Source organism: Streptomyces sp. NWU339 (genome assembly GCF_003143855.1).
GTDB lineage: Bacteria > Actinomycetota > Actinomycetes > Streptomycetales > Streptomycetaceae > Streptomyces.
Genome location: NZ_QFRK01000051.1, coordinates 23,843 through 42,229, shown reverse-complemented (window position 1 = coordinate 42,229; position 18,387 = coordinate 23,843). Strand labels below are relative to the sequence as shown.

Genomic DNA, 18,387 nt, shown 5'->3' with positions numbered 1-18,387 from the left:
CCAGGGCTTGTCCCGAAGTGCAGGGCAGATTGCCCACGTGTTACTCACCCGTTCGCCACTAATCCCCACCGAGGTGGTTCATCGTTCGACTTGCATGTGTTAAGCACGCCGCCAGCGTTCGTCCTGAGCCAGGATCAAACTCTCCGTGAATGCTTCCGGGATGTCCCGGTGACACACACGGGAGCGGAACCGCCGGAGGAATGATCCGGCGGTTCACAGCGTCCTCGCTGTATTTTCTTCAAAGGAACCTCGTCCCGGCCGGACGGCCGGAGACGGGGTATCAACATATCTGGCGTTGATTTTTGGCACGCTGTTGAGTTCTCAAGGAACGGACGCTTCCTTCGTACTCACCCCTGCGGGTTTTCCTCCGGGCGCTTTCCTTCGGTCTTGCGTTTCCGACTCTATCAGATCTTTCCGATCCGATTTCCTCGGGCTTTCGCCTTCCGGGGCCGCGCTTTCCGCGTTTCCCTTTCCGGCGGATCCGACTCTATCAGATCTTCTTTCTCGACCTGACCCCCAGTCAGCGGGGTTTGTCTTTCCGGCCGTTGGGCCGTTCCGACGTCTCAAACCTTAGCGGACCCTCTCGCTGCTTCTCAAATCGGAGCTGTTCGGATCCGAATCGAGTCGCAGAGTCCCGTACGAATTGAATTCGGGCACGCCGAAATCGGTCCGCTTGGGAGGTCATGCTGTTGGTGTGAGTGCCGCTGTCGCGGCGGAGGTGCTGCCGTAGAACCGTTACGGCCTGATGGCAACTCGAAGAACACTACGGATCGGGCAGGGGAGTGTCAAGCGAGCCCTGTCAAGATCTTTTCAGTCGGCCGGAGCTGCCCGGCCGACCCGTCGGCTCGAGGCCGTCAGTCCAGGTCCGTGAGGCGTCCGCCGGCGTCGGGCTGGGCGTCCTCCACCCTGCGCAGGAGGCGGGTGAGCATCTCCCCCAGGGCGGTCCGCTCGTCCGCGGAGAGGTCCTGGAGGAGGTCCCCCTCGAAGACCGTCGCCATGCGCATCACCTCCATCCACTTCTCGCGGCCGGCGTCCGTGATCTCGACGATGACCCGTACCCGGTTCGTCTCGTCCCGGTCCCGGCTGACGAGTCCTTCGGCGACCATGCGGTCGATCCGGTGGGTCATGGCGGCCGGCGTCAGGCCCAGCCGCTTGGCGAGGTCGCTGGGCCCCATGCGGTAGGGGGCACCGGAGAGGACGAGGGCCTTGAGGACCTCCCAGTCGGCGTTGGTGATGCCGAGCTCGGCGGTCTGGCGGCCGTAGGCCACGTTCATACGGCGGTTGAGGCGGGACAGTGCCGAGACGATCTTCTCGACCTGGGGGTCGAGGCCCTGGAACTCGCGCTGGTACGCGGCGAGCTGCTCTTCGAGTGTCGGCTCTGTCAGCCCACCGGGGCCGGGAGTGTCGCCCATGGCCGCAGTATGACACGTCACCTTCATCCTGAAGCCCTTCGTGCTGAAGCCGTTCGATGTGTACTCTTTACCTTCGAACTTTAGCTTCTAAGTCTTCACGCCTAACTTGATGAGAGAGGTGAACGTGACCAGGGCGATGGGCGCTGCGATGCGCCGGATCCACGTGGGCAACGCACTCAGTGCGTTCGGGCTCGGTTTCACCGTCCCCTACCTGTACGTCTATGTGGCGCAGGTGCGGGGGCTCGGGCCCATGACGGCGGGGCTGGTGCTCGCCGTCTTCGCCGTGGCCGCACTGATCGTGCTGCCGTTCGCCGGGCGGGCCATCGTCCGGCGGGGCCCGCTGCCGGTGCTGCTCGTCGCCCTGTTCACGGCCGCCGTCGGCGCGCTGAGCCTGGGTCTGTCGAACGGTGCGCCGAGCGTGCTGCTGTCGGCGGCGGCGCTCGGGGCCGGGCAGGCCGTGATGCAGCCTGCGCTGGCGACGATGATCGTGGACTGCTCCACCGCGGAGACCCGGTCGCGGGCGTTCGCCATGCAGTTCTTCCTGCAGAATCTGGGGCTCGGGATCGGCGGTCTCATCGGCGGACACCTCGTCGACACCACGAAACCCGGCTCCTTCACCCTGCTGTTCTCGATCGAGGCGGCGATGTTCCTGCTGCTGGTCGGGGTGATGGCCACGGTGCGGATGCCGCACTCGCCGCGGGTCGCGGGCGCTCCGGCGGCATCGGCGAAGGGCAACTGGAAGCAGCTGATGGGCAACCGGGCCATGGTGCAGCTGTGCGTCCTGGGCTTTGTGGTGTTCTTCGCCTGTTACGGGCAGTTCGAGTCGGGACTGAGCGCGTACGGGGTCGAGGCGGCCGGCATCTCGCCGTCCACCCTGGGGACGGCGCTGGCGGCGAACACGCTGGTCATCGTGATCGCGCAGTTCCTGGTGCTGCGGTTCGTGGAGCGCCGCAGGCGCACCCGCGTGATCGCGTCGGTGGGGCTGCTCTGGGCCGTGGCGTGGGCCGTGGCCGGGTACGCGGGCCTCGGCAACGGCAGCCAGGCGATGGCCACCGCCGCCTTCATCTCGACGTACGCGCTGTTCGGGCTGGGTGAGTCGTTGCTGTCGCCGACGCTCGCCCCGCTGGTGGCGGATCTCGCGCCGACCGGTCTCGCGGGGCAGTACAACGCGGCTTTCGCCCTGGTGAAGCAGCTCGCGCTGGCCATCGGTCCGGCGGTGGGCGGGCCGATGGGTGCCTCGTTGCACGCGCCGTACATCGTGGTCTTCGTGCTGGTCTCGCTGGGGATCACCGTGCTCGCGCTGCGGCTGGGCCGGCAGCTCACGGACGTGCAGAACCAGCCGTCGGCGGCGCGGAGCCTGGTGGTGACGCAGGGCGGCAGCGCCGCGGCGGAGCAGGCTCCGGCACCCGCCTGACGTACCCGCCCCGTCGGAGGGCTTCGCTACGGGCCCGCCCTACGAACCCGTCGGCTTCGGCAGGGCGAACTCGCACCAGACGGCCTTGCCGCCGCCCGGGGTGCGCCTGCTTCCCCAGTTGGAGGCGATCGTCGCGACGATCGCGATCCCCCGGCCGGACTCGTCGGCGGGTTCCGCGCGGCGGCGCCTCGGGAGGTGGTCGTCGCCGTCGGTGACCTCGACGATCAGTCGGCGGTCGGTGCGGCGCAGGCGCAGTCGCATGGGCGGTGTGCCGTGCTGGAGGGAGTTGGCGACGAGCTCGCTGGCGGCCAGGACGCCCAGGTCGTGCAGGTCGGCGGGGAACCGCCAGCTGGTCAGCACACCGGAGGCGAAGGCACGCGCGCGTGGGGCCGCTTCGACGCCGCCCAGCAGCTCCAGGGCCGCGTTGCGGAAGAGCTCGCTCTCCGGGCCCTTGCGGGCGGGGTGCTGGAGCACCAGCACGGCGACGTCGTCGTCGTGGTCCGGGGTCACACCCGCCGAGCGGACCAGGCGGTCGCAGACCACCTGGGGGGTGCCGGTCGCGCCGGCCAGGGCGCGCTCCAGGGCCGCGATGCCCTCGTCGAGGTCCTCGTCACGGCGCTCGACCAGGCCGTCCGTGTAGAGGACGGCGGTGGAGCCGGGGCCCAGCGGGATCGAGCCGGAGGAGTGCATCCAGCCGCCGGTGCCGAGCGGGGGCCCGGTCGGTTCGTCGGCGCGCTGGACGGTGCCCTGCTCGTCGCGGACCAGGATGGGCAGGTGGCCGGCGGAGGCGTAGACGAGGGTGCCCTCGTTGGGGTCGTGGATGGCGTACGCGCACGTGGCGATCTGGTTGGCGTCGATCTCCATGGCGAGGCCGTCGAGCAGTTGGAGGACCTCGTGCGGGGGGAGGTCGAGGCGGGCGTAGGCACGCACCGCCGTGCGGAGCTGGCCCATGACGGCCGCCGCGCGGACGCCCCGGCCCATGACGTCGCCGATGACCAGGGCGGTGCGCCCGCCGCCGAGGGTGATCACGTCGTACCAGTCGCCGCCGACCGCGGCCTCGGTGCCGCCGGGGTGGTAGGTGGCGGCGACCCGCAGGTCGTCGGGCTCTTCGAGTTCCTGCGGGAGGAGGGAGCGCTGGAGGGTGACGGCGGTCTCGCGCTGGCGGCGTTCGCTCGCGCGCAGCCGTTCCGCGGCCTCGGCGTGGTCGGTGACGTCGGTGGCGAAGACCAGCACACCGCGCCCGCGGCCGCCACGGCCGCGTCCGCCGCCCCCGGCCCCGTCGGCGTGGCCGTCGGTGACCGGGGTGCAGGTGAAGGTGTAGGAGCGGCCGTCGGGGGCCTTGCGGGACTTGACCGTGCGGGGCTTGCCGCTGCGCAGGACCTGGTCGAGGAGGGTGAGCAGGCCGAGTTCGTCGAGTTCCGGGAGCGCTGTTCGCGCGGGGGCGCCGACCGGGCGGGGGCCGAAGGCGGCCGTGTAGGCGTCGTTGAGGTAGGCGATGCGGTGGTCGGGACCGTGCACCAGGGCGACGAGGGAGGGGACGTGGTCGAGGACCTCGCGCACCCTGAGGTCGTCGACGGCGGGCACGGGCGGTGGTCGGTCGGCGGGTTGTTCGGCGCGGGCGGCGGGCACGGAGCCCTCTCCCCGCCGGTTCGGGGAGACCGTGTGCTCGCTGCGCGCTGCGGCGCGGCGCTGCGTTCCGGGGAGCCGGGCGCTCCAGCGCGTGAAGTTCACGAATCCTTGCCTCGTGTAGTTGTCGGCGGCCGGAAACCGGGACCGGCCGGGGCCTCGGGGCCGCACCGGGGGCGGACGGCCGCCCGCCCCCGGTGGTGGACCAGTCTGGCAGGCTGCCGACCGGGCCGACATCCGTCAGACGTCGGGCCGGTCGGTGGAGTTCCTGGGTCCGGTCAGGACGACCCCTTCGGGTTGTGCGGGGGGCCCTGAGAAGGCTTTCCACCGGCCGCCAGTTCGAACTCGGCCCGCGGGTGTTCGAGTGAACCCAGGGAGACGATCTCCCGTTTGAAGAGCCCGGCGAGGGTCCATTCGGCGGCCACGCGCGCCTTGCGGTTGAAGGTGGGGACGCGGCTCAGGTGGTAGGTGCGGTGCATGAACCAGGCCGGGTAGCCCTTGAGTTTGCGCCCGTAGACGTGGGCGACGCCCTTGTGCAGTCCCAGGGAGGCGACCGACCCGGCGTAGGAGTGGGCGTATTTCTCCAGGGGTTCGCCGCGCAGGGAGTGCGCGACGTTGTCGGCGAGGAGTTTGGCCTGGCGGAGTGCGTGCTGCGCGTTGGGGGCGCACTCCCGGCCGGGCTGCTTCGAGGTGATGTCGGGGACGGCGGCGGCGTCGCCCGCGGCCCACGCGTGCGTGGCGCCCTCCACGGCGAGTTCGGCGGTGCACTTCAGCCGCCCGCGCTCGTCGCGCGCCAGGTCGGTGGCGGCGAGAACGGGATGCGGTTTGACCCCGGCGGTCCACACGACGGTGCGGGTGGGGAACCGGGCGCCGTCGCTGAGCACGGCGACGCGGTCGGCGCAGGACTCGAGGCGGGTCTCGAGTCGTACGTCGATGTTGCGGCGGCGCAGTTCGCTGACCGTGTACCGGCCCATCGCCTCGCCGACCTCGGGCAGGATGCGGTTCGAGGCCTCGACGAGGATCCACTTCATGTCCTCGGGGCGGAGGTTGTGGTAGTACCGCGTGGCGTAGCGGGCCATGTCCTCCAGCTCGCCGAGTGCCTCGACGCCCGCGTAGCCGCCGCCGACGAAGACGAAGGTGAGGGCCGCGTCGCGGACGTCGGGGTCGCGGGTGGAGGAGGCGATGTCCATCTGCTCGAGGACGTGGTTGCGCAGCCCGACGGCCTCCTCGAGGGTCTTGAAGCCGATGGCGTGGTCGGCGAGACCGGGGATCGGCAGGGTGCGTGAGACGGAGCCGGGCGCGAGGACGAGTTCGTCGTACGCCATCGGCCGGCCGCCGCCGCTGCCCTCCTCCTCGCTGGCGAGCGTGGCGACGGTGGCGGTGCGGGCGGCGTGGTCGAGGGCGGTGACCTCGCCGATGACGATGTGGCACCGGTCGAGGACACGACGCAGCGGTACGACGACATGCTGAGGAGAAATGGCACCGGCGGCCGCTTCCGGGAGAAAGGGCTGGTACGTCATGTACGGGTCCGGTGTGACCACGGTGATCTCGACGGCGCCCCGGGCGAGTTCCCGTTTCAGCTTCCGCTGCAGGCGCAGGGCCGTGTACATCCCGACGTATCCACCGCCGACAACAAGAATGCGCGCACGTTCCTTCACCATCCCATGACGCACCCGTCGCTCGCGTTTGTCCACAGCCCCGACGAATTGTGTGACCGGAGGCCATGGGCGGGCCGGAGGAGCCGGATGGGCCGACCGAACGGCGTGTGCGCAGGTCAGCGGTGATTTTCCGGTGCCGTCCCGGGGGCGCATTCGGGATCAATGGGCTCCGTGCTCCGATCGGGGGGCGCTCCGTGCGGAACCTGCCCCTTCTGAATTGACCCTCACTCAACTATGTTCGTACGTCGACGGGGTGTAGGGGGATGCGCTCTTCGGGTCCGCGACGGGCGGATCCGGCCACCGGGCATGTTCCTCGAACCCCAGCCATCTATGGCGGGGAGTCTCCGGGGGGAGACGTCATCATTACCGGGGGAAAGCGTATGCATGTTCAGGATTCTCATTGGTCTTCCGCGTCCGCTGTCGCGCCCGGCGCCGCGCTGAGCGCGCCGTCGGGCCGCGGACGAGCGGGCGGGCCGCGCACGGCACCGCTGCGTGTGGACGCCCAGCGCAATCTGGAGCACGTGCTGCGTGCGGCCCGCGAGGTCTTCGGCGAGCTGGGCTACGGCGCGCCGATGGAGGACGTGGCACGCCGGGCACGGGTCGGTGTGGGCACGGTGTACCGGCGCTTCCCGAGCAAGGACGTCCTGGTGCGGCGGATAGCCGAGGAGGAGATCTCCCGGCTGACCGACCAGGCGCGTGCGGCGCTCGGTCAGGAGGACGGGCCGTGGTCGGCGCTGTCCCGCTTCCTGCGCACGTCGGTCGACTCGGGCGCCGGGCGGCTGCTGCCGCCGCAGGTGCTGCGGGTGGGTGTGGCGGACGAGCACGGCGCGGCGGACCACGCGCGGGTGCCTCAGCAGCGGGCGCAGCCCGCGACGGGTGAGCTGCGGCTGGTGCCCGGGGAACCGTCGGCCGGCGGTGCGGAGGACGACGCCGGCGCGGCACAGCTCCTCGACGTCGTCGGCCGGCTGGTGGAGCGGGCCCGCGAGGCGGGCGCACTGCGGCCGGACGTGTCGGTGTCGGACGTGCTCCTGGTGATCGCCACGGCCGCGCCCTCGCTGCCGGACCCGGCGCAGCAGGCGGCGGCCTCGGCGCGTCTGCTGGACATCCTGCTGGAGGGCCTGCGCTCACGCCCGGTGTGAGACGCGTAAGGTCCCCTGTCCGAACGGGGGTCAGGGCCGGGCCTGTCCGGCGGACGGACTCGCTTGTACGTGAGTCTGTTCAGGGCGGGCTCGGATAGCCCACGGCGGGAGGGTGACGGAGCGGGGGCGTTCGCCCGCGGTGGTCGGCGCGTCGACGCCGGTCACCGCACGGTCACCCGGTTCCGCACCGGGCCGAGGGCGGATGCCCCACCGGCCCGCATCGGCACCCGGCCCACACCTGCTCGAGCACCGCAGGCGCCTCCGCTCAAGCTCCGCGGGCCAGCGCCCCCCGGTGTGGCGCGATGCCCTCGGGGACCGCGCGCTGCCGCCCGGGTGTGCCCGTCCAGCAGGTGCCCCGCCGGGCCAGCAGCCGCCGCAGCCACAGCTCCAGCGAGACCAGGTCCGCCAGCCCGTCCAGCGGCAGCGGCTCTCCCTCCGCCGCCGCCCGCAGCGCCTTGCGCACCACCCGGGCCTCGACCAGTCCCGCCTCCGCCAGCAGCGGCGTGTCGAACAGTGCCATCAGCGTGTCCGTGGCCACCCGCAGCCCGGTCCGCGCCGCGGCCGCCGTGGTCGCCTGGGTCGGTGCGCCCCACCCGGCGGGCAACTCCCGCACGCCCGCGCCTTCCAGCACGGTCCGCAGAATCGCGGCGCGCGCCCCCGGCCGCACCCGCAGTGCCTCGGGCAGCGCCCGGCACGCGCGGACGACCTGGTTGTCGAGGAACGGCGTGTGCAACCGCTGGAAGCGGACCTCGGCGGCCTGCTCCAGCACCCGCAGGTCCGCCGCGTACCGGGCCAGTGCCGCACGCGCGCGGAAGTCGCCGGGCCGCTGCCCCGGCCCCACCTCGGACCGGCTCGTCGAGGCCTGGAGGCGAACCGATACTTCAGCGAGCGCCTCACCGGTCAGCCAGCGCGCCGCCGGCCCGGGTCTTCCCCAGGTGAGCGCGGCCAGCGAGGCGTCCGCCGCACCCCCGGGAGCCTCGTCGTCCGACTGGTGGCGCAGCAGCCGCTCCGCGAGGCCCTCCAGCCCCGTGCGGTAGGGCGTACGGGCGAGGCGCCGGGCCGCGGCGTACACCCGCGCGGGCACCATCACGGACCCGTCCGCCTTCGCCAGCGCGGCGACGGGCCGTACGAGATGGCGGCGTTTGCGGTCCATCAGCAGGTCGGCGAGCCGGGCGGGATGCGCGTCGAGCACCTGCCGGGCCCCGTACCCGGTGAAGTGGTCCGCGCTGCCCGCCGCCAGCCGCGCCCGGTGCCGGGCCGCGATCACGAGGGAAGGCCCCGGCTCGTCCGTCAGCGGCCCGTCCAGATCGGCGTACGGCAGGGTGTCCTCGCCGCCCGCCACCACCACGTGGTGCAGCCGGGGGTTGGCGGCCAGCGCCCCGGCCCGCGCCAGTTCGTCCTCCCGCCCGCCGAGTGGACCACCGGCCGGACCACCCGCGGAGCCCCCCGCGAGATCGTTGAAGGTGACGGCGAGCAGCCGTTCCCCCGCGCCCGTGCCGTGCCCCAGCACGGTCCCCGGCATGCCTGGCAGCCCGGCGGCGAGCAGTGCCAGCGTCCCGGACGCGGGCCCGCCCGACAGGTCGGCCCCGATCCCGGGCACCGGCATCCCGCGCGCCGCGCGCCGTTCGGCGGGCCCCATGCCCGGGACCGGGCCGGGGTCGATGTCGGCGCCGGGTACATGGCGGGGAGCGGCGAGCCGGGTGCGTACCGCCTCGACCAGCGCGTCCCGGACGGCGTCCACCGCGCTGTCGGGGTCGGCGGGAGGCGCGGCGACGGCGAGCGAGGCGACGGGCTCGTACCCGGCGATCTCGCGCGCCCCGGCGCGCAGGATCAGCGCATGCCCCGGCGGAACGCGCTTCACGCCGTCGTACGGCGTGGAGTCGTACAGCGCGGCCGGCACGTCGGGGGCGGCGAGGAGCGCGGCGAGGTGACCGAAGTCGAGGTTGGCCTCGACGAGGTCGGCGAGCGGGAGCGCGGCGGTCGCGAACGCCGTGCCGCCCTCCCAGGGGGTGTGGAACACCGGCCGGGCACCCGCGAGGTCGCCGCAGACGGTGATCCGGCGGCCCACCCGCACGACGGCGGTGTAGCTGCCCGGCCAGGCGGTCAGATGGCGGAGCGCACCGCCGCGCGCGGCGAACAGGGCGACGCGCAGCTGCTCGTCGGTGGCGCCGCAGGTGCCGAGGACGGCGATCCGGGTCTCGGGGTCGGCGGACACCATCCGCACCTCGTCGGGGCGCCAGTCGCCGACCGCCCACAGCGGATCGGGATCGCCCCACAACGGTTGCGAACCCACCGGCTGCACGGTCTCGCCGTCGGACCCGGTGGCGCCGGCGGAGCCGAACGCCAGGGCACCCGCGGCGGTGCTGCTCCATCCCACCAACCACCGCATCGACGCCTCCACAGGCTGTGGACAACAAGTGCGCCGTGCGCACCGGTTCCCCATGCTGCCATGAAGGAGACGCTCAAGAGGGGTGCCGGTGCCGCATGTGCTCCGCCGAATGCGCCCCGGCGGATACACCCACCTCGCTCCGAACGCCCGCCCGACGCGAGGAGATCGCCCGACCGCGGCCGCGCACCTGTCCCTGCCAGTGCGACGCGAATGCGCCCCCCAGCGCGCCCCAAAAACCTCTAACGCGCCCTCAACTGCCAGGATAGACACGGTGACAGCCCTCGAACGAGGGGGTCGATTTTCAGCCAATTCGGAGATGCGAGGAGAACCTCGAACACGCTCCGTACAGGCTCTGCGCACCGCTGAACGGTCGCACGGTCCGGGAGGCGGAGTGCGCCTCCCGGACCGTCTCCGCCGCCCGCGGGGATGAAGGCGGCGGTGTCCCCCAGCCCACTGGATCCAGTACAGCGGGCCGACCCACGCCCGACCATGGAACCGTTCCCGCCATGGCCGGAGTAGAGCGCACACACGGGCGCACGGCCACACGACGGGAGCATGCCGCAACCGCGCGTATCGGACCCGCACTTCAGTACGGACCACAATCCCGCCATCCGGAAGAATGCCCCTTAACGCTTGGGATGCGGCGAACTACGCTGGGTTTACGAATGCCGCCGGGTTATGCCAGAGCGGCAGCCGTCTGTGTCGAGGGGTGGCGCATGTCCAGGGAGCAACGCGGGCCGAACGAAAAGCTCGGCACCGTTCTCGCCCTCGCGGGAATCTCCAACGCGGGCCTCGCGCGGCGCGTCAACGACCTTGGCGCCCAACGCGGATTGACCTTGCGCTACGACAAGACGTCGGTGGCGCGCTGGGTGTCGAAGGGGATGGTGCCACAGGGCACGGCGCCGCACCTGATCGCCGCCGCCATCGGCCAGAAACTCGGCCGCCCGGTGCCACTCCACGAGATCGGCCTGGCGGACGCGGATCCCGCACCCGAAGTGGGCCTCGCCTTCCCCCGGGACGTCGGGCAGGCGGTGAAGTCCGCCACCGAGCTGTACCGGCTGGACCTGGCCGGCCGCAGAGCGGGGTCCGGCGGCATCTGGCAGTCGCTCGCCGGATCCTTCGCGGTGAGCGCGTACGCGACGCCCGCCTCGCGCTGGCTGATAACCCCGGCCGACAGTTCGGTCGCGCGCGAGGTGAGCCCGGCGGAGGGCTCGGCCGCACCGGCCAAAGTCGGCCACAGCGATGTGCGCAAACTGCGCGAGGCAGCCGAGGACGCGCGGCGCTGGGACTCCAAGTACGGCGGCGGTGACTGGCGTTCCTCGATGGTCCCCGAGTGCCTGCGGGTGGAGGCGGCGCCGCTGCTGCTGGGCTCCTACGCCGACGACGTCGGCCGCGCCCTGTTCGGCGCGTCCGCCGAACTCACCCGGCTCGCCGGCTGGATGGCCTTCGACACCGGTCAGCAGGAGGCCGCCCAGCGCTACTACATCCAGGCCCTGCGCCTGGCCCGAGCGGCAGCTGACGTCCCCCTGGGGGGATACGTCCTGGCCTCCATGTCCCTCCAGGCCACCTACCGCGGTTTCGGCGACGAGGGCGTCGATCTCGCCCAGGCCGCGCTGGAGCGCAACCGCGGCCTGGCCACGGCCCGCACCATGAGCTTCTTCCGGCTCGTGGAGGCACGCGCGCACGCACGCGCGGGTGACGCCCCGGCGGCCGGCGCGGCCCTGAAGTCGGCCGAGGGCTGGCTGGAACGTTCCCGCCCCGGCGACAGCGACCCGGGCTGGCTCGGCTTCTACTCCTACGACCGGTTCGCCGCCGACGCCGCGGAGTGCTACCGCGATCTGAAGGCGCCCCGCCAGGTCCGCCGCTTCACCGAGCAGGCGCTGTCGCGTCCGACGGAGGAGTTCGTGCGCTCGCACGGTCTGCGGCTCGTCGTCTCGGCGGTCGCCGAGCTGGAGTCGGGCAACCTGGACGCCGCCTGCGAGCAGGGCGTGCGCGCGGTGGAGGTGGCCGGCCGCATCTCGTCCGCCCGCACCACCGAGTACGTCAAGGACCTCCTGCACCGCCTGGAGCCCTACGGCGACGAACCCCGCGTGGTCGAGCTGCGCGAGCGGGCCCGGCCGCTGCTGATGACACCTGCCTGAGAGCCCCGCCCGCCCGGGCCGTCGGGGCCGCCTCGCCGAAGCCGGCGTCCCCGACGCCGCCGGGTTCACGGGCGTTGTCAGTGGCGTGGTGCACTATCGGGAGCGGGAGGTGGTGCGAGTGGTGCGGGCGGTGCGGCGGTCGTACGACTGCGACGTACTGGTGATCGGCGGCGGCATCGTCGGCCTGTCGACGGCGTACGCGATCACCCGCGCGGCGCCGGGCACGCGGGTCACGGTGCTGGAGAAGGAGCCCGGCCCCGCCCGGCACCAGACGGGCCGCAACAGCGGCGTCATCCACAGCGGCATCTACTACCGACCCGGCTCCCTCAAGGCGCGGTACGCGGTGCGGGGCGCGGCGGAGATGGTCAAGTTCTGCGCGGAGTACGGCATCCCGCACGCCGTGACGGGCAAGCTGATCGTCGCCACCGACCGGGACGAACTGCCCCGGCTGCACGCCCTGGTCCAGCGCGGCCGGGAGAACGGGCTGCCGGTCCGCGAACTGGGCGCGACGCAGATCGCCGAGTACGAGCCGGAGATCGAGGGCCTGGCCGCCATCCACGTCGGCACCACCGGCGTCTGCGACTTCGCGGCGGTGGCCCGCCACCTGGCGGAGGCGTCCGGCGCGGAGATCCGCTACGGCGCGCGGGTCGTCCGCGTCGACCGCCGCCCGGAACTGGGCGTCGCGGCCCTGACCGCCGCCGGGGACGTCGTGCGCGGCCGGGTCCTGGTGAACTGCGCCGGGCTGTACTGCGACGAGATCGCCCGCCTCACCGGTGACGATCCCGGTATGCGCATCGTGCCGTTCCGCGGCGAATACTACGAGCTGACCCGGCCGGAGCTGATCCGCGGCCTGGTCTACCCGGTGCCCGACCCGGCGTTCCCGTTCCTCGGCGTCCACCTCACGCGCGGCGTCGACGGCGGCGTCCACGTCGGCCCCAACGCCGTACCGGCGCTGGCCCGCGAGGGCTACGACCGGCGCACGGTCCGCCCGCGCGAGCTGGCCGCCACCCTGGCCTGGCCGGGCTCCCGGCACCTGGCCCGCCGCCACTGGCGGCACGGCACGGGTGAACTGCACCGCTCCCTGTCCCGGCGGGCCTTCACCGAGGCGGTCCGCCGGCTCCTGCCCGCGGTCCGGGAGGCCGACCTGATCCCCGCCCCGGCCGGCGTGCGGGCGCAGGCCGTCCTGCGGGACGGCACCCTTGCCGACGACTTCCTGATCCGGGAGACCCCCCGCGCGATCCACGTGCTCAACGCCCCCTCCCCCGCCGCGACGGCGTCCCTGCCCATCGGCCGGGAGATCGCCCGCCGAGCGCTGACCACCCTGGCCGACCCGACGCGGCGGGGCGCCGACGCGACCGCGAAGTCACCGTGAGGGCCGCCGTGCGGGCCGCCGTAAAATCGAGAGCACTGTGTCTGACTCCTTGAACGCCTCCGCAGCCCCGCACGCCGAGCACGCGCCCGGTGTGTCGATCCGCCGTACCCGGGAGAGGGGGGAGCCCCGCTTCCCCGACGGGCCGAAGGCCGATCCCGCCGGGTCGCACTTCGAGCGGCGGATCCGGAGTTTCCAGCCGCGCCGGAGCCGGGTCACCGCCGGGCAGGCGGACGCGCTGCAGCGGCTGTGGCACCGGTGGGGCTTCGACGTCGACGGACGCCGCCTGCTCGACCTCGCCGACTTCTTCGGCAACGACCGCCCCGTCGTCCTCGAGATCGGCTTCGGCATGGGTGAGGCCACCGTGCGCATGGCCGCCGCCGACCCCGGCACCAACATCCTCGCCGTGGACGTCCACACACCCGGCCAGGGCCATCTGCTCGGCCTCGCCGACCAGCACGGCCTGGACAACGTGCGCGTCGGCAACGGCGACGCGATCATCCTGCTCCGCGAGATGCTCACCCCCGACTCCCTGAGCGGGCTGCGCGTCTTCTTCCCCGACCCCTGGCCCAAGAAGCGGCACCACAAGCGCCGGCTGATCCAGCCCGACTTCCTCACCCTCGCCGCGACCCGTCTGGCACCGGGCGCGGTCGTGCACTGCGCGACCGACTGGGAGCCGTACGCCCAGCAGATGCTCGAGGTGCTGACCGCGCATCCCGCCTTCGAGAACACCCTGGCGGACGGCGGTTTCGCACCGCGTCCGGAGTTCCGCCCGCTGACCCGTTTCGAGGGGCAGGGGCTGGAGAAGGGCCATGTGGTGAACGACCTGCTCTTCCGTCGCGTACCGCACGACGACCGACCCGGTGGCCGACCCGCCGGGCAGCCCCCCGCCGGCCCCTGAGCCCACCCGGCGTACCTGCGGGCAGCGCCCTTCCCTCGTTAGGGTCAATGTCGTGGACACCAGCCGTCCGTACCCGACGCAGCCCAGCCCGGTGGCGCACCCCGCCGGGCCGCCCCGGCGGGCCCCGCGGCACGTGCACTGGTGGCAGCGGCCCTGGGTGCGCTACGGAGCGCTGATCGCCCTCCTCGCGCTCTCCGGCCTGGTCATCCTGGGTCTGGTCCGCGAGCAGACCGGCACGGAGGGCTTCCTGGTCGGCCTCGGCCTCGCCGTCCTCCCGGTGCCGCTGCTCATAGCCGCCTTCCGCTGGCTGGACCGCGTCGCACCGGCCCCCTGGCGCAACCTCGTCTTCTCCTTCGCCTGGGGCGCCTGCGCCGCCGCGCTGATGGCGATCGTCGCCAACAGCTTCGCCACCCAGTGGATAGCGACGGAGACGGCGGACCCGTCCCGCGCCGACACCCTCGGTGCGACCGTCATAGCCCCCGTCGTGGAGGAGTCGGCGAAGGCGGCCGCCGTCCTGCTGGTCTTCCTCTTCCGCAGACGCGACTTCACCGGAATCCTCGACGGCGTGGTGACAGCCGGGATCACCGCCACCGGCTTCGCCTTCACCGAGAACATCCTCTATCTGGGCAACGCCTTCGGCACCGATCAGCTCATTGGCGGCAGCGGTGTCGCCTCCGTCACCGCGGCGACCTTCTTCGTCCGCGTCGTCATGTCGCCGTTCGCGCACCCGCTCTTCACCGTGCTCACCGGCATCGGCTTCGGCATCTCCGCGCTCGCCACCGAACGACGGCGCCTGGGGCGCGTCCTGCCGCCCCTGGGCGGTCTGCTGCTCGCGATGGGCATGCACGCGCTGTGGAACGGCTCCTCGGTCCTCGGCGAGTACGGCTTCTTCGCCGTGTACGGGGCGTTCATGGTGCCGTCGTTCGGCCTGCTGACCTGGCTGGTGGTGTGGACACGGCAGCGCGAGCTGCGGACCGTGCGCACGGAACTGCCCGTGTACGTCGCCGCCGGCTGGCTGACTCCGGCCCAGCCGTTCGCGCTCGGCTCGATGCGGGCCCGGCGCATCGCCCGGCGGTACGCGCGCCGGCACGGGGGCCGGGCGGCGGCACGGACGGTGGCGCGGTACGAGGCGTACGCCACGTCCCTGGCGTTCCTGCGGCACCGGGCGCGCCGCGGCCGCGTGGGCACGGACTTCGCCGCACGGGAGGGGGAGCTGCTGCGGGAACTGTGGCGCCGCCGCGACGCGGCCCGCCCGGCCCTGGAGCACGCGGCCCGCGCCACCGCGCCGCCCGTGCCGCCCTGGCCTGTGTACGGCGCATACGGCGTGCACGGCGTGCACGGCGCGACGAGCCTCGCGTATGCCCCGTACCCCGCGCACCTCGGGCATTCCGCGTACCGGCCGAACCCGTACGCGTACCCGCACCACCCCTGAAACGCCTGACCGGCAGCCCTGACGTCGGGGGGTCGTCGTCAGGACTGCCGGGGCTGTGGTCGTCTCAGACGGTGAGGCCCTTCGACTGGAGCCAGGCCATCGGGTCGATGCCCGCGCCGGAGCCGGCGGTGTGGACCTCCAGGTGGAGGTGGGCGCCGGTGGAGTTGCCGGTGGAGCCGACGCGGCCGATCACGTCGCCGGTGTTGACCTGCTGGCCGACGCTGACGTTGATGGAGGACTGGTGGGCGTACCAGATCTCGGTGCCGTCGTCGAGCGTCAGCACGGTCTTGTAGCCGTAGGAGCCGTCCCAGCCGGCGGAGGTGATCGTGCCGGTGTGGACCGCCTTGATCAGCGTGCCCGTGGGGGCGGCGAAGTCCAGGCCGGTGTGCTGGCCGGAGGACCAGTAGGCGCCGGCCTGACCGAAGGTCGAGGAGACGGTGTACGAGGAGGTGGGCAGCGCGTACTGCCGGGCCAGCTCGGCGAGGCGCTCGGCCTCGGCCTTCTTCTTGGCCTCCTCCTCCGCCTTCCGCTTCGCCTCGGCGGCCTTCTCCTCCGCCTCCTTCTTCGCGGCGGCGGCCTTCTCCTCGGCCTCCTTCTCCGCGGCGGCGGCGGCCTCGGCGGCGGCCTTGTCCTCGGCCTGGCTCTGCTGCTGCTCGACCTGGGCCATGATCCGGGCGTGCAGCGCCTCGCCGGCGTCGGAGGCGCCCTGTTCGGTGGCCTCGTCGGCCACCACACCGATGTCGCTGAGCGCGGTGGCGGAGCCCTCGGGGGTTTCCTCGTCGGAGATGAGGGAACCGACAGAGGGAAGGTCCGGCATCGAGATCGAGACCGGCGGCTTGCCGGTCTGGGCGCTGGCCATGCCGCCACCGGCGACGGCGGCTATGACACCGACGCCCAGGACCGTGGAGCTGCGGGCGAGGCCTCCGCCGCGCTGCTTGCCGACGCGGTGCCGGCCGCGCACGGGGCGGACGGACTCCTCGGTGGGGTTCCACTCCTCGAAGGGGCCCTCGGTGGGGCGGACGCCGCCGTAGACGAAGGTGTCGCCGTCGTACTGGCTCGGCATGAAGGGGGCCTCGGGAGCAGGCCGGTTCGACGCCACGTGGGCGTACTCCTTTCCTTCCTTCTCGCCTACCGGGTTAGCTGACGGGTTCGGAGCAGGAAGGTCTCCTACGCGCGTATACCCTCCGTGTCTCCACGGGGGCATCCACGCGATTCACCCCAAGATGTTGGTTCCCCGGTTCCCTTGCGGGATTCGGCGCGTGCGCACGGAGCCGACTCGTGTGACGGCTGGGACGACCGCGCTGCGTTATCGAACGTTAATAGAGGTAGGGGTCGGATTCCAAGCCGTTCCTCTTGATCGTTAACGATTTCCGCACGGACTTAAGCGCCATGACCGGGCGAAAACGGGCGAGTTGACCGTGCCTCGCGCGTCACACTGAATCTGACGGTTTATCAGTTGTTATGCGCAGCGCGGTGACTCGATCACCCGGCGTCACAACGGCGCGGAGGGCGGGACGACAAGCCGGGACGACGGGGCGGAAGCCAGGAACGGCCGAGGGCCGGAACCCTTTCGGATTCCGGCCCTCGGCCTTCAGTAGCGGGGACAGGATTTGAACCTGCGACCTCTGGGTTATGAGCCCAGCGAGCTACCGAGCTGCTCCACCCCGCGTCGTTGTGTCACCAGCATACGGCATGCGGGGGGCACTCCGCACACTCCTTGTCGTCGCCGTCGTCGCCGTCGCGTCACCGGCCGATCAGATGGCCGTTCGGCGCCGTGGCGGCCTCCTCGTGCTCGGGCAGCACGACGACCCGGGCGCCCCCGGCGGTCAGCACTCCGCTGCCGTCGGCGTCCGCCACGAAGGTGTCCGGCTCCCGCCAGGCGGTGACCACCCGCCGTACCCCCGCGTCCAGGATCAGCCGCGCACAGGGCGCCGGACGCGAGGCGCGGCGCGCGCAGGGTTCCAGGCTGGAGTACACGGTGGCGGTCGCGAGCCGCGGATCCGTGGGGTCGGCCTTGGCGAGGGCGGCCTCCTCGGCGTGCACCACCGGGTCGCCGCCCTCCCGGGAGTGGCCGCGGGCCAGCTCGGTGCCGTCGGCCGCGACCACCACCGCGCCCACGCTGAAGGCCGTCTCCGACGGCGGGCACTGAGCCGCCAGTTCGCAGGCGAGGGCCAGCCAGTGGTGGTCGGCGGCGACGGGGAGCGGGCCGGTGCCGGGGGCGGTGGGCTCGTAGCGCATGAGGACGACGTCGCCGACCGGGCGGGTCTCCAGCAGCCGCAGCCGTCCGCCCTGGTAGGCACCGGGGCCGAAGAGGCGGGCGGCCTCCGGGTCGCCGACGAAGAGCGGGGCGAGGACCAACTGGAGCTCGTCGGCGAGGCCCTGGGTGAGGAGCTGGGTGTGGATCAGGCCGCCGCCCTCCACCATGAGCCGCCGGACGCCGTACACGTCGTACAGGTGCGTGAGGAGCCGCCGCCAGTCGAGTGCGGCGCCGAGCGGTACGACGTCGGTGGCGAGGCCGTGCGCGCGGGCGCGCTCGGCACCCTCGTCGGTCGTGTAGAGGACCTTCTCGCCGCCGGTGTGCCAGAACCGCGCCGCCGGGTCCAGGTCGCCGGAGCCGCTGACGGTGACCTTCAGCGGGTACTCGGGCCGGCCCTCGGCGACCCGGGCGGCCCGCCGCTCGGGCGAGTTGACCAGCAGGCGGGGGTTGTCGGCGCGGATCGTGCCGGCGCCGATCAGGATCGCGTCGACCGACGCCCGTACCTCGTCGACCCGGTCGAAGTCGGCCGGGCCGGACAGCAGCAGCCGCTCGGGGCCGGTGTCGTCGAGGTAGCCGTCCAGGGAGACGGCGGCGGACAACAAGACGTACGGGTGGGGCATCTACGCGCTCCTGGGAGGACGGGGCTGCG

Annotated in this window: 12 protein-coding genes, 1 tRNA gene, 1 rRNA gene and 1 riboswitch; of the genes, 6 read left to right on the top strand and 8 right to left on the bottom strand. The window is 72.6% G+C overall.

Features of this window, described 5'->3' with window-relative positions; genetic code table 11:
• Both DIZ27_RS36165 and DIZ27_RS36155 read right to left on the bottom strand, forming a co-directional pair.
• Window positions 1–150 (bottom strand): 16S ribosomal RNA (locus tag DIZ27_RS36165); the annotation flags it as partial.
• 704 nt (window positions 151–854) lie between these two features.
• Window positions 855–1,412 (bottom strand): MarR family winged helix-turn-helix transcriptional regulator, encoded by a 558-nt coding sequence (locus tag DIZ27_RS36155; RefSeq protein WP_109382643.1) that lies wholly within the window; start codon window positions 1,410–1,412, stop codon window positions 855–857.
• Window positions 1,413–1,548: 136 nt separating this feature from the next.
• Between DIZ27_RS36155 and DIZ27_RS36150 the strand changes: the two genes are divergently transcribed.
• The gene (locus DIZ27_RS36150; protein WP_109382642.1) at window positions 1,549–2,826 is read left to right on the top strand and encodes an MFS transporter; all 1,278 of its coding nucleotides are present in this window, start codon (window positions 1,549–1,551) and stop codon (window positions 2,824–2,826) included.
• Window positions 2,827–2,865: 39 nt separating this feature from the next.
• On the opposite strand, the gene DIZ27_RS36145 is transcribed toward DIZ27_RS36150, so the two are convergent.
• Entirely contained in the window at window positions 2,866–4,557 is a 1,692-nt protein-coding gene (locus DIZ27_RS36145; RefSeq protein WP_109382641.1) for a SpoIIE family protein phosphatase, read from the bottom strand.
• A gap of 173 nt (window positions 4,558–4,730) precedes the next feature.
• On the bottom strand, window positions 4,731–6,113 hold the full coding sequence (locus tag DIZ27_RS36140) for an NAD(P)/FAD-dependent oxidoreductase (RefSeq protein ID WP_109382640.1): 1,383 nt from the start codon (window positions 6,111–6,113) through the stop codon (window positions 4,731–4,733).
• 377 nt (window positions 6,114–6,490) lie between these two features.
• Here DIZ27_RS36140 and DIZ27_RS36135 point away from each other — a divergent pair, with 377 nt between their 5' ends.
• On the top strand, window positions 6,491–7,249 hold the full coding sequence (locus tag DIZ27_RS36135) for a TetR/AcrR family transcriptional regulator (protein ID WP_109382639.1): 759 nt from the start codon (window positions 6,491–6,493) through the stop codon (window positions 7,247–7,249).
• Between the two features lie 265 nt (window positions 7,250–7,514).
• Here the strand turns inward: DIZ27_RS36135 and DIZ27_RS36130 are convergent, their stop codons facing one another.
• Complete coding sequence (locus DIZ27_RS36130) at window positions 7,515–9,638, bottom strand: asparagine synthase-related protein (RefSeq protein ID WP_109382638.1); 2,124 nt, start codon at window positions 9,636–9,638, stop codon at window positions 7,515–7,517.
• 716 nt (window positions 9,639–10,354) lie between these two features.
• On the opposite strand from DIZ27_RS36130, the gene DIZ27_RS36125 reads away from it, so the two are divergent.
• The 4 genes from DIZ27_RS36125 (at window position 10,355) to DIZ27_RS36110 (ending at window position 15,481) form a co-directional block, all read left to right on the top strand.
• A complete protein-coding gene (locus DIZ27_RS36125) occupies window positions 10,355–11,779 on the top strand; it encodes an MFS transporter (protein WP_109382637.1) in 1,425 nt (474 codons plus the stop codon).
• An 88-nt stretch (window positions 11,780–11,867) separates the two neighbouring features.
• The gene (gene lhgO, locus DIZ27_RS36120) at window positions 11,868–13,151 is read left to right on the top strand and encodes an L-2-hydroxyglutarate oxidase (protein WP_258308694.1); all 1,284 of its coding nucleotides are present in this window, start codon (window positions 11,868–11,870) and stop codon (window positions 13,149–13,151) included.
• 37 nt (window positions 13,152–13,188) lie between these two features.
• Window positions 13,189–14,049: a tRNA (guanosine(46)-N7)-methyltransferase TrmB gene (gene trmB, locus DIZ27_RS36115; RefSeq protein WP_375232039.1), complete on the top strand. Its 861-nt coding sequence runs from the start codon at window positions 13,189–13,191 to the stop codon at window positions 14,047–14,049.
• A 91-nt stretch (window positions 14,050–14,140) separates the two neighbouring features.
• Window positions 14,141–15,481, top strand: a complete 1,341-nt coding sequence (locus DIZ27_RS36110) for a PrsW family intramembrane metalloprotease (RefSeq protein WP_109382646.1) — start codon at window positions 14,141–14,143, stop codon at window positions 15,479–15,481.
• Window positions 15,482–15,545: 64 nt separating this feature from the next.
• Here DIZ27_RS36110 and DIZ27_RS36105 read toward each other — a convergent pair whose 3' ends face one another.
• From DIZ27_RS36105 to DIZ27_RS36095, 3 genes are all read right to left on the bottom strand, one after another.
• Entirely contained in the window at window positions 15,546–16,580 is a 1,035-nt protein-coding gene (locus DIZ27_RS36105) for a M23 family metallopeptidase (protein ID WP_109382636.1), read from the bottom strand.
• Window positions 16,581–16,591: 11 nt separating this feature from the next.
• Window positions 16,592–16,749, bottom strand: a riboswitch (cyclic di-AMP (ydaO/yuaA leader).
• A 327-nt stretch (window positions 16,750–17,076) separates the two neighbouring features.
• Window positions 17,077–17,150: transfer RNA gene (locus tag DIZ27_RS36100), tRNA-Met, on the bottom strand.
• A gap of 74 nt (window positions 17,151–17,224) precedes the next feature.
• Window positions 17,225–18,358 (bottom strand): dihydrofolate reductase family protein, encoded by a 1,134-nt coding sequence (locus DIZ27_RS36095; protein ID WP_109382635.1) that lies wholly within the window; start codon window positions 18,356–18,358, stop codon window positions 17,225–17,227.
• Window positions 18,359–18,387 lie beyond the last annotated feature (29 nt).

Coding starts and splice junctions, on each gene's coding strand:
- DIZ27_RS36155 (WP_109382643.1), bottom strand. CDS start 1,412: ATGGGCGACACTCCCGGCCCCGGTGGGCTGACAGAGCCGACACTCGAA.
- DIZ27_RS36150 (WP_109382642.1), top strand. CDS start 1,549: ATGGGCGCTGCGATGCGCCGGATCCACGTGGGCAACGCACTCAGTGCG.
- DIZ27_RS36140 (WP_109382640.1), bottom strand. CDS start 6,113: ATGGTGAAGGAACGTGCGCGCATTCTTGTTGTCGGCGGTGGATACGTC.
- DIZ27_RS36135 (WP_109382639.1), top strand. CDS start 6,491: ATGCATGTTCAGGATTCTCATTGGTCTTCCGCGTCCGCTGTCGCGCCC.
- DIZ27_RS36130 (WP_109382638.1), bottom strand. CDS start 9,638: ATGCGGTGGTTGGTGGGATGGAGCAGCACCGCCGCGGGTGCCCTGGCG.
- DIZ27_RS36125 (WP_109382637.1), top strand. CDS start 10,355: ATGTCCAGGGAGCAACGCGGGCCGAACGAAAAGCTCGGCACCGTTCTC.
- DIZ27_RS36095 (WP_109382635.1), bottom strand. CDS start 18,358: ATGCCCCACCCGTACGTCTTGTTGTCCGCCGCCGTCTCCCTGGACGGC.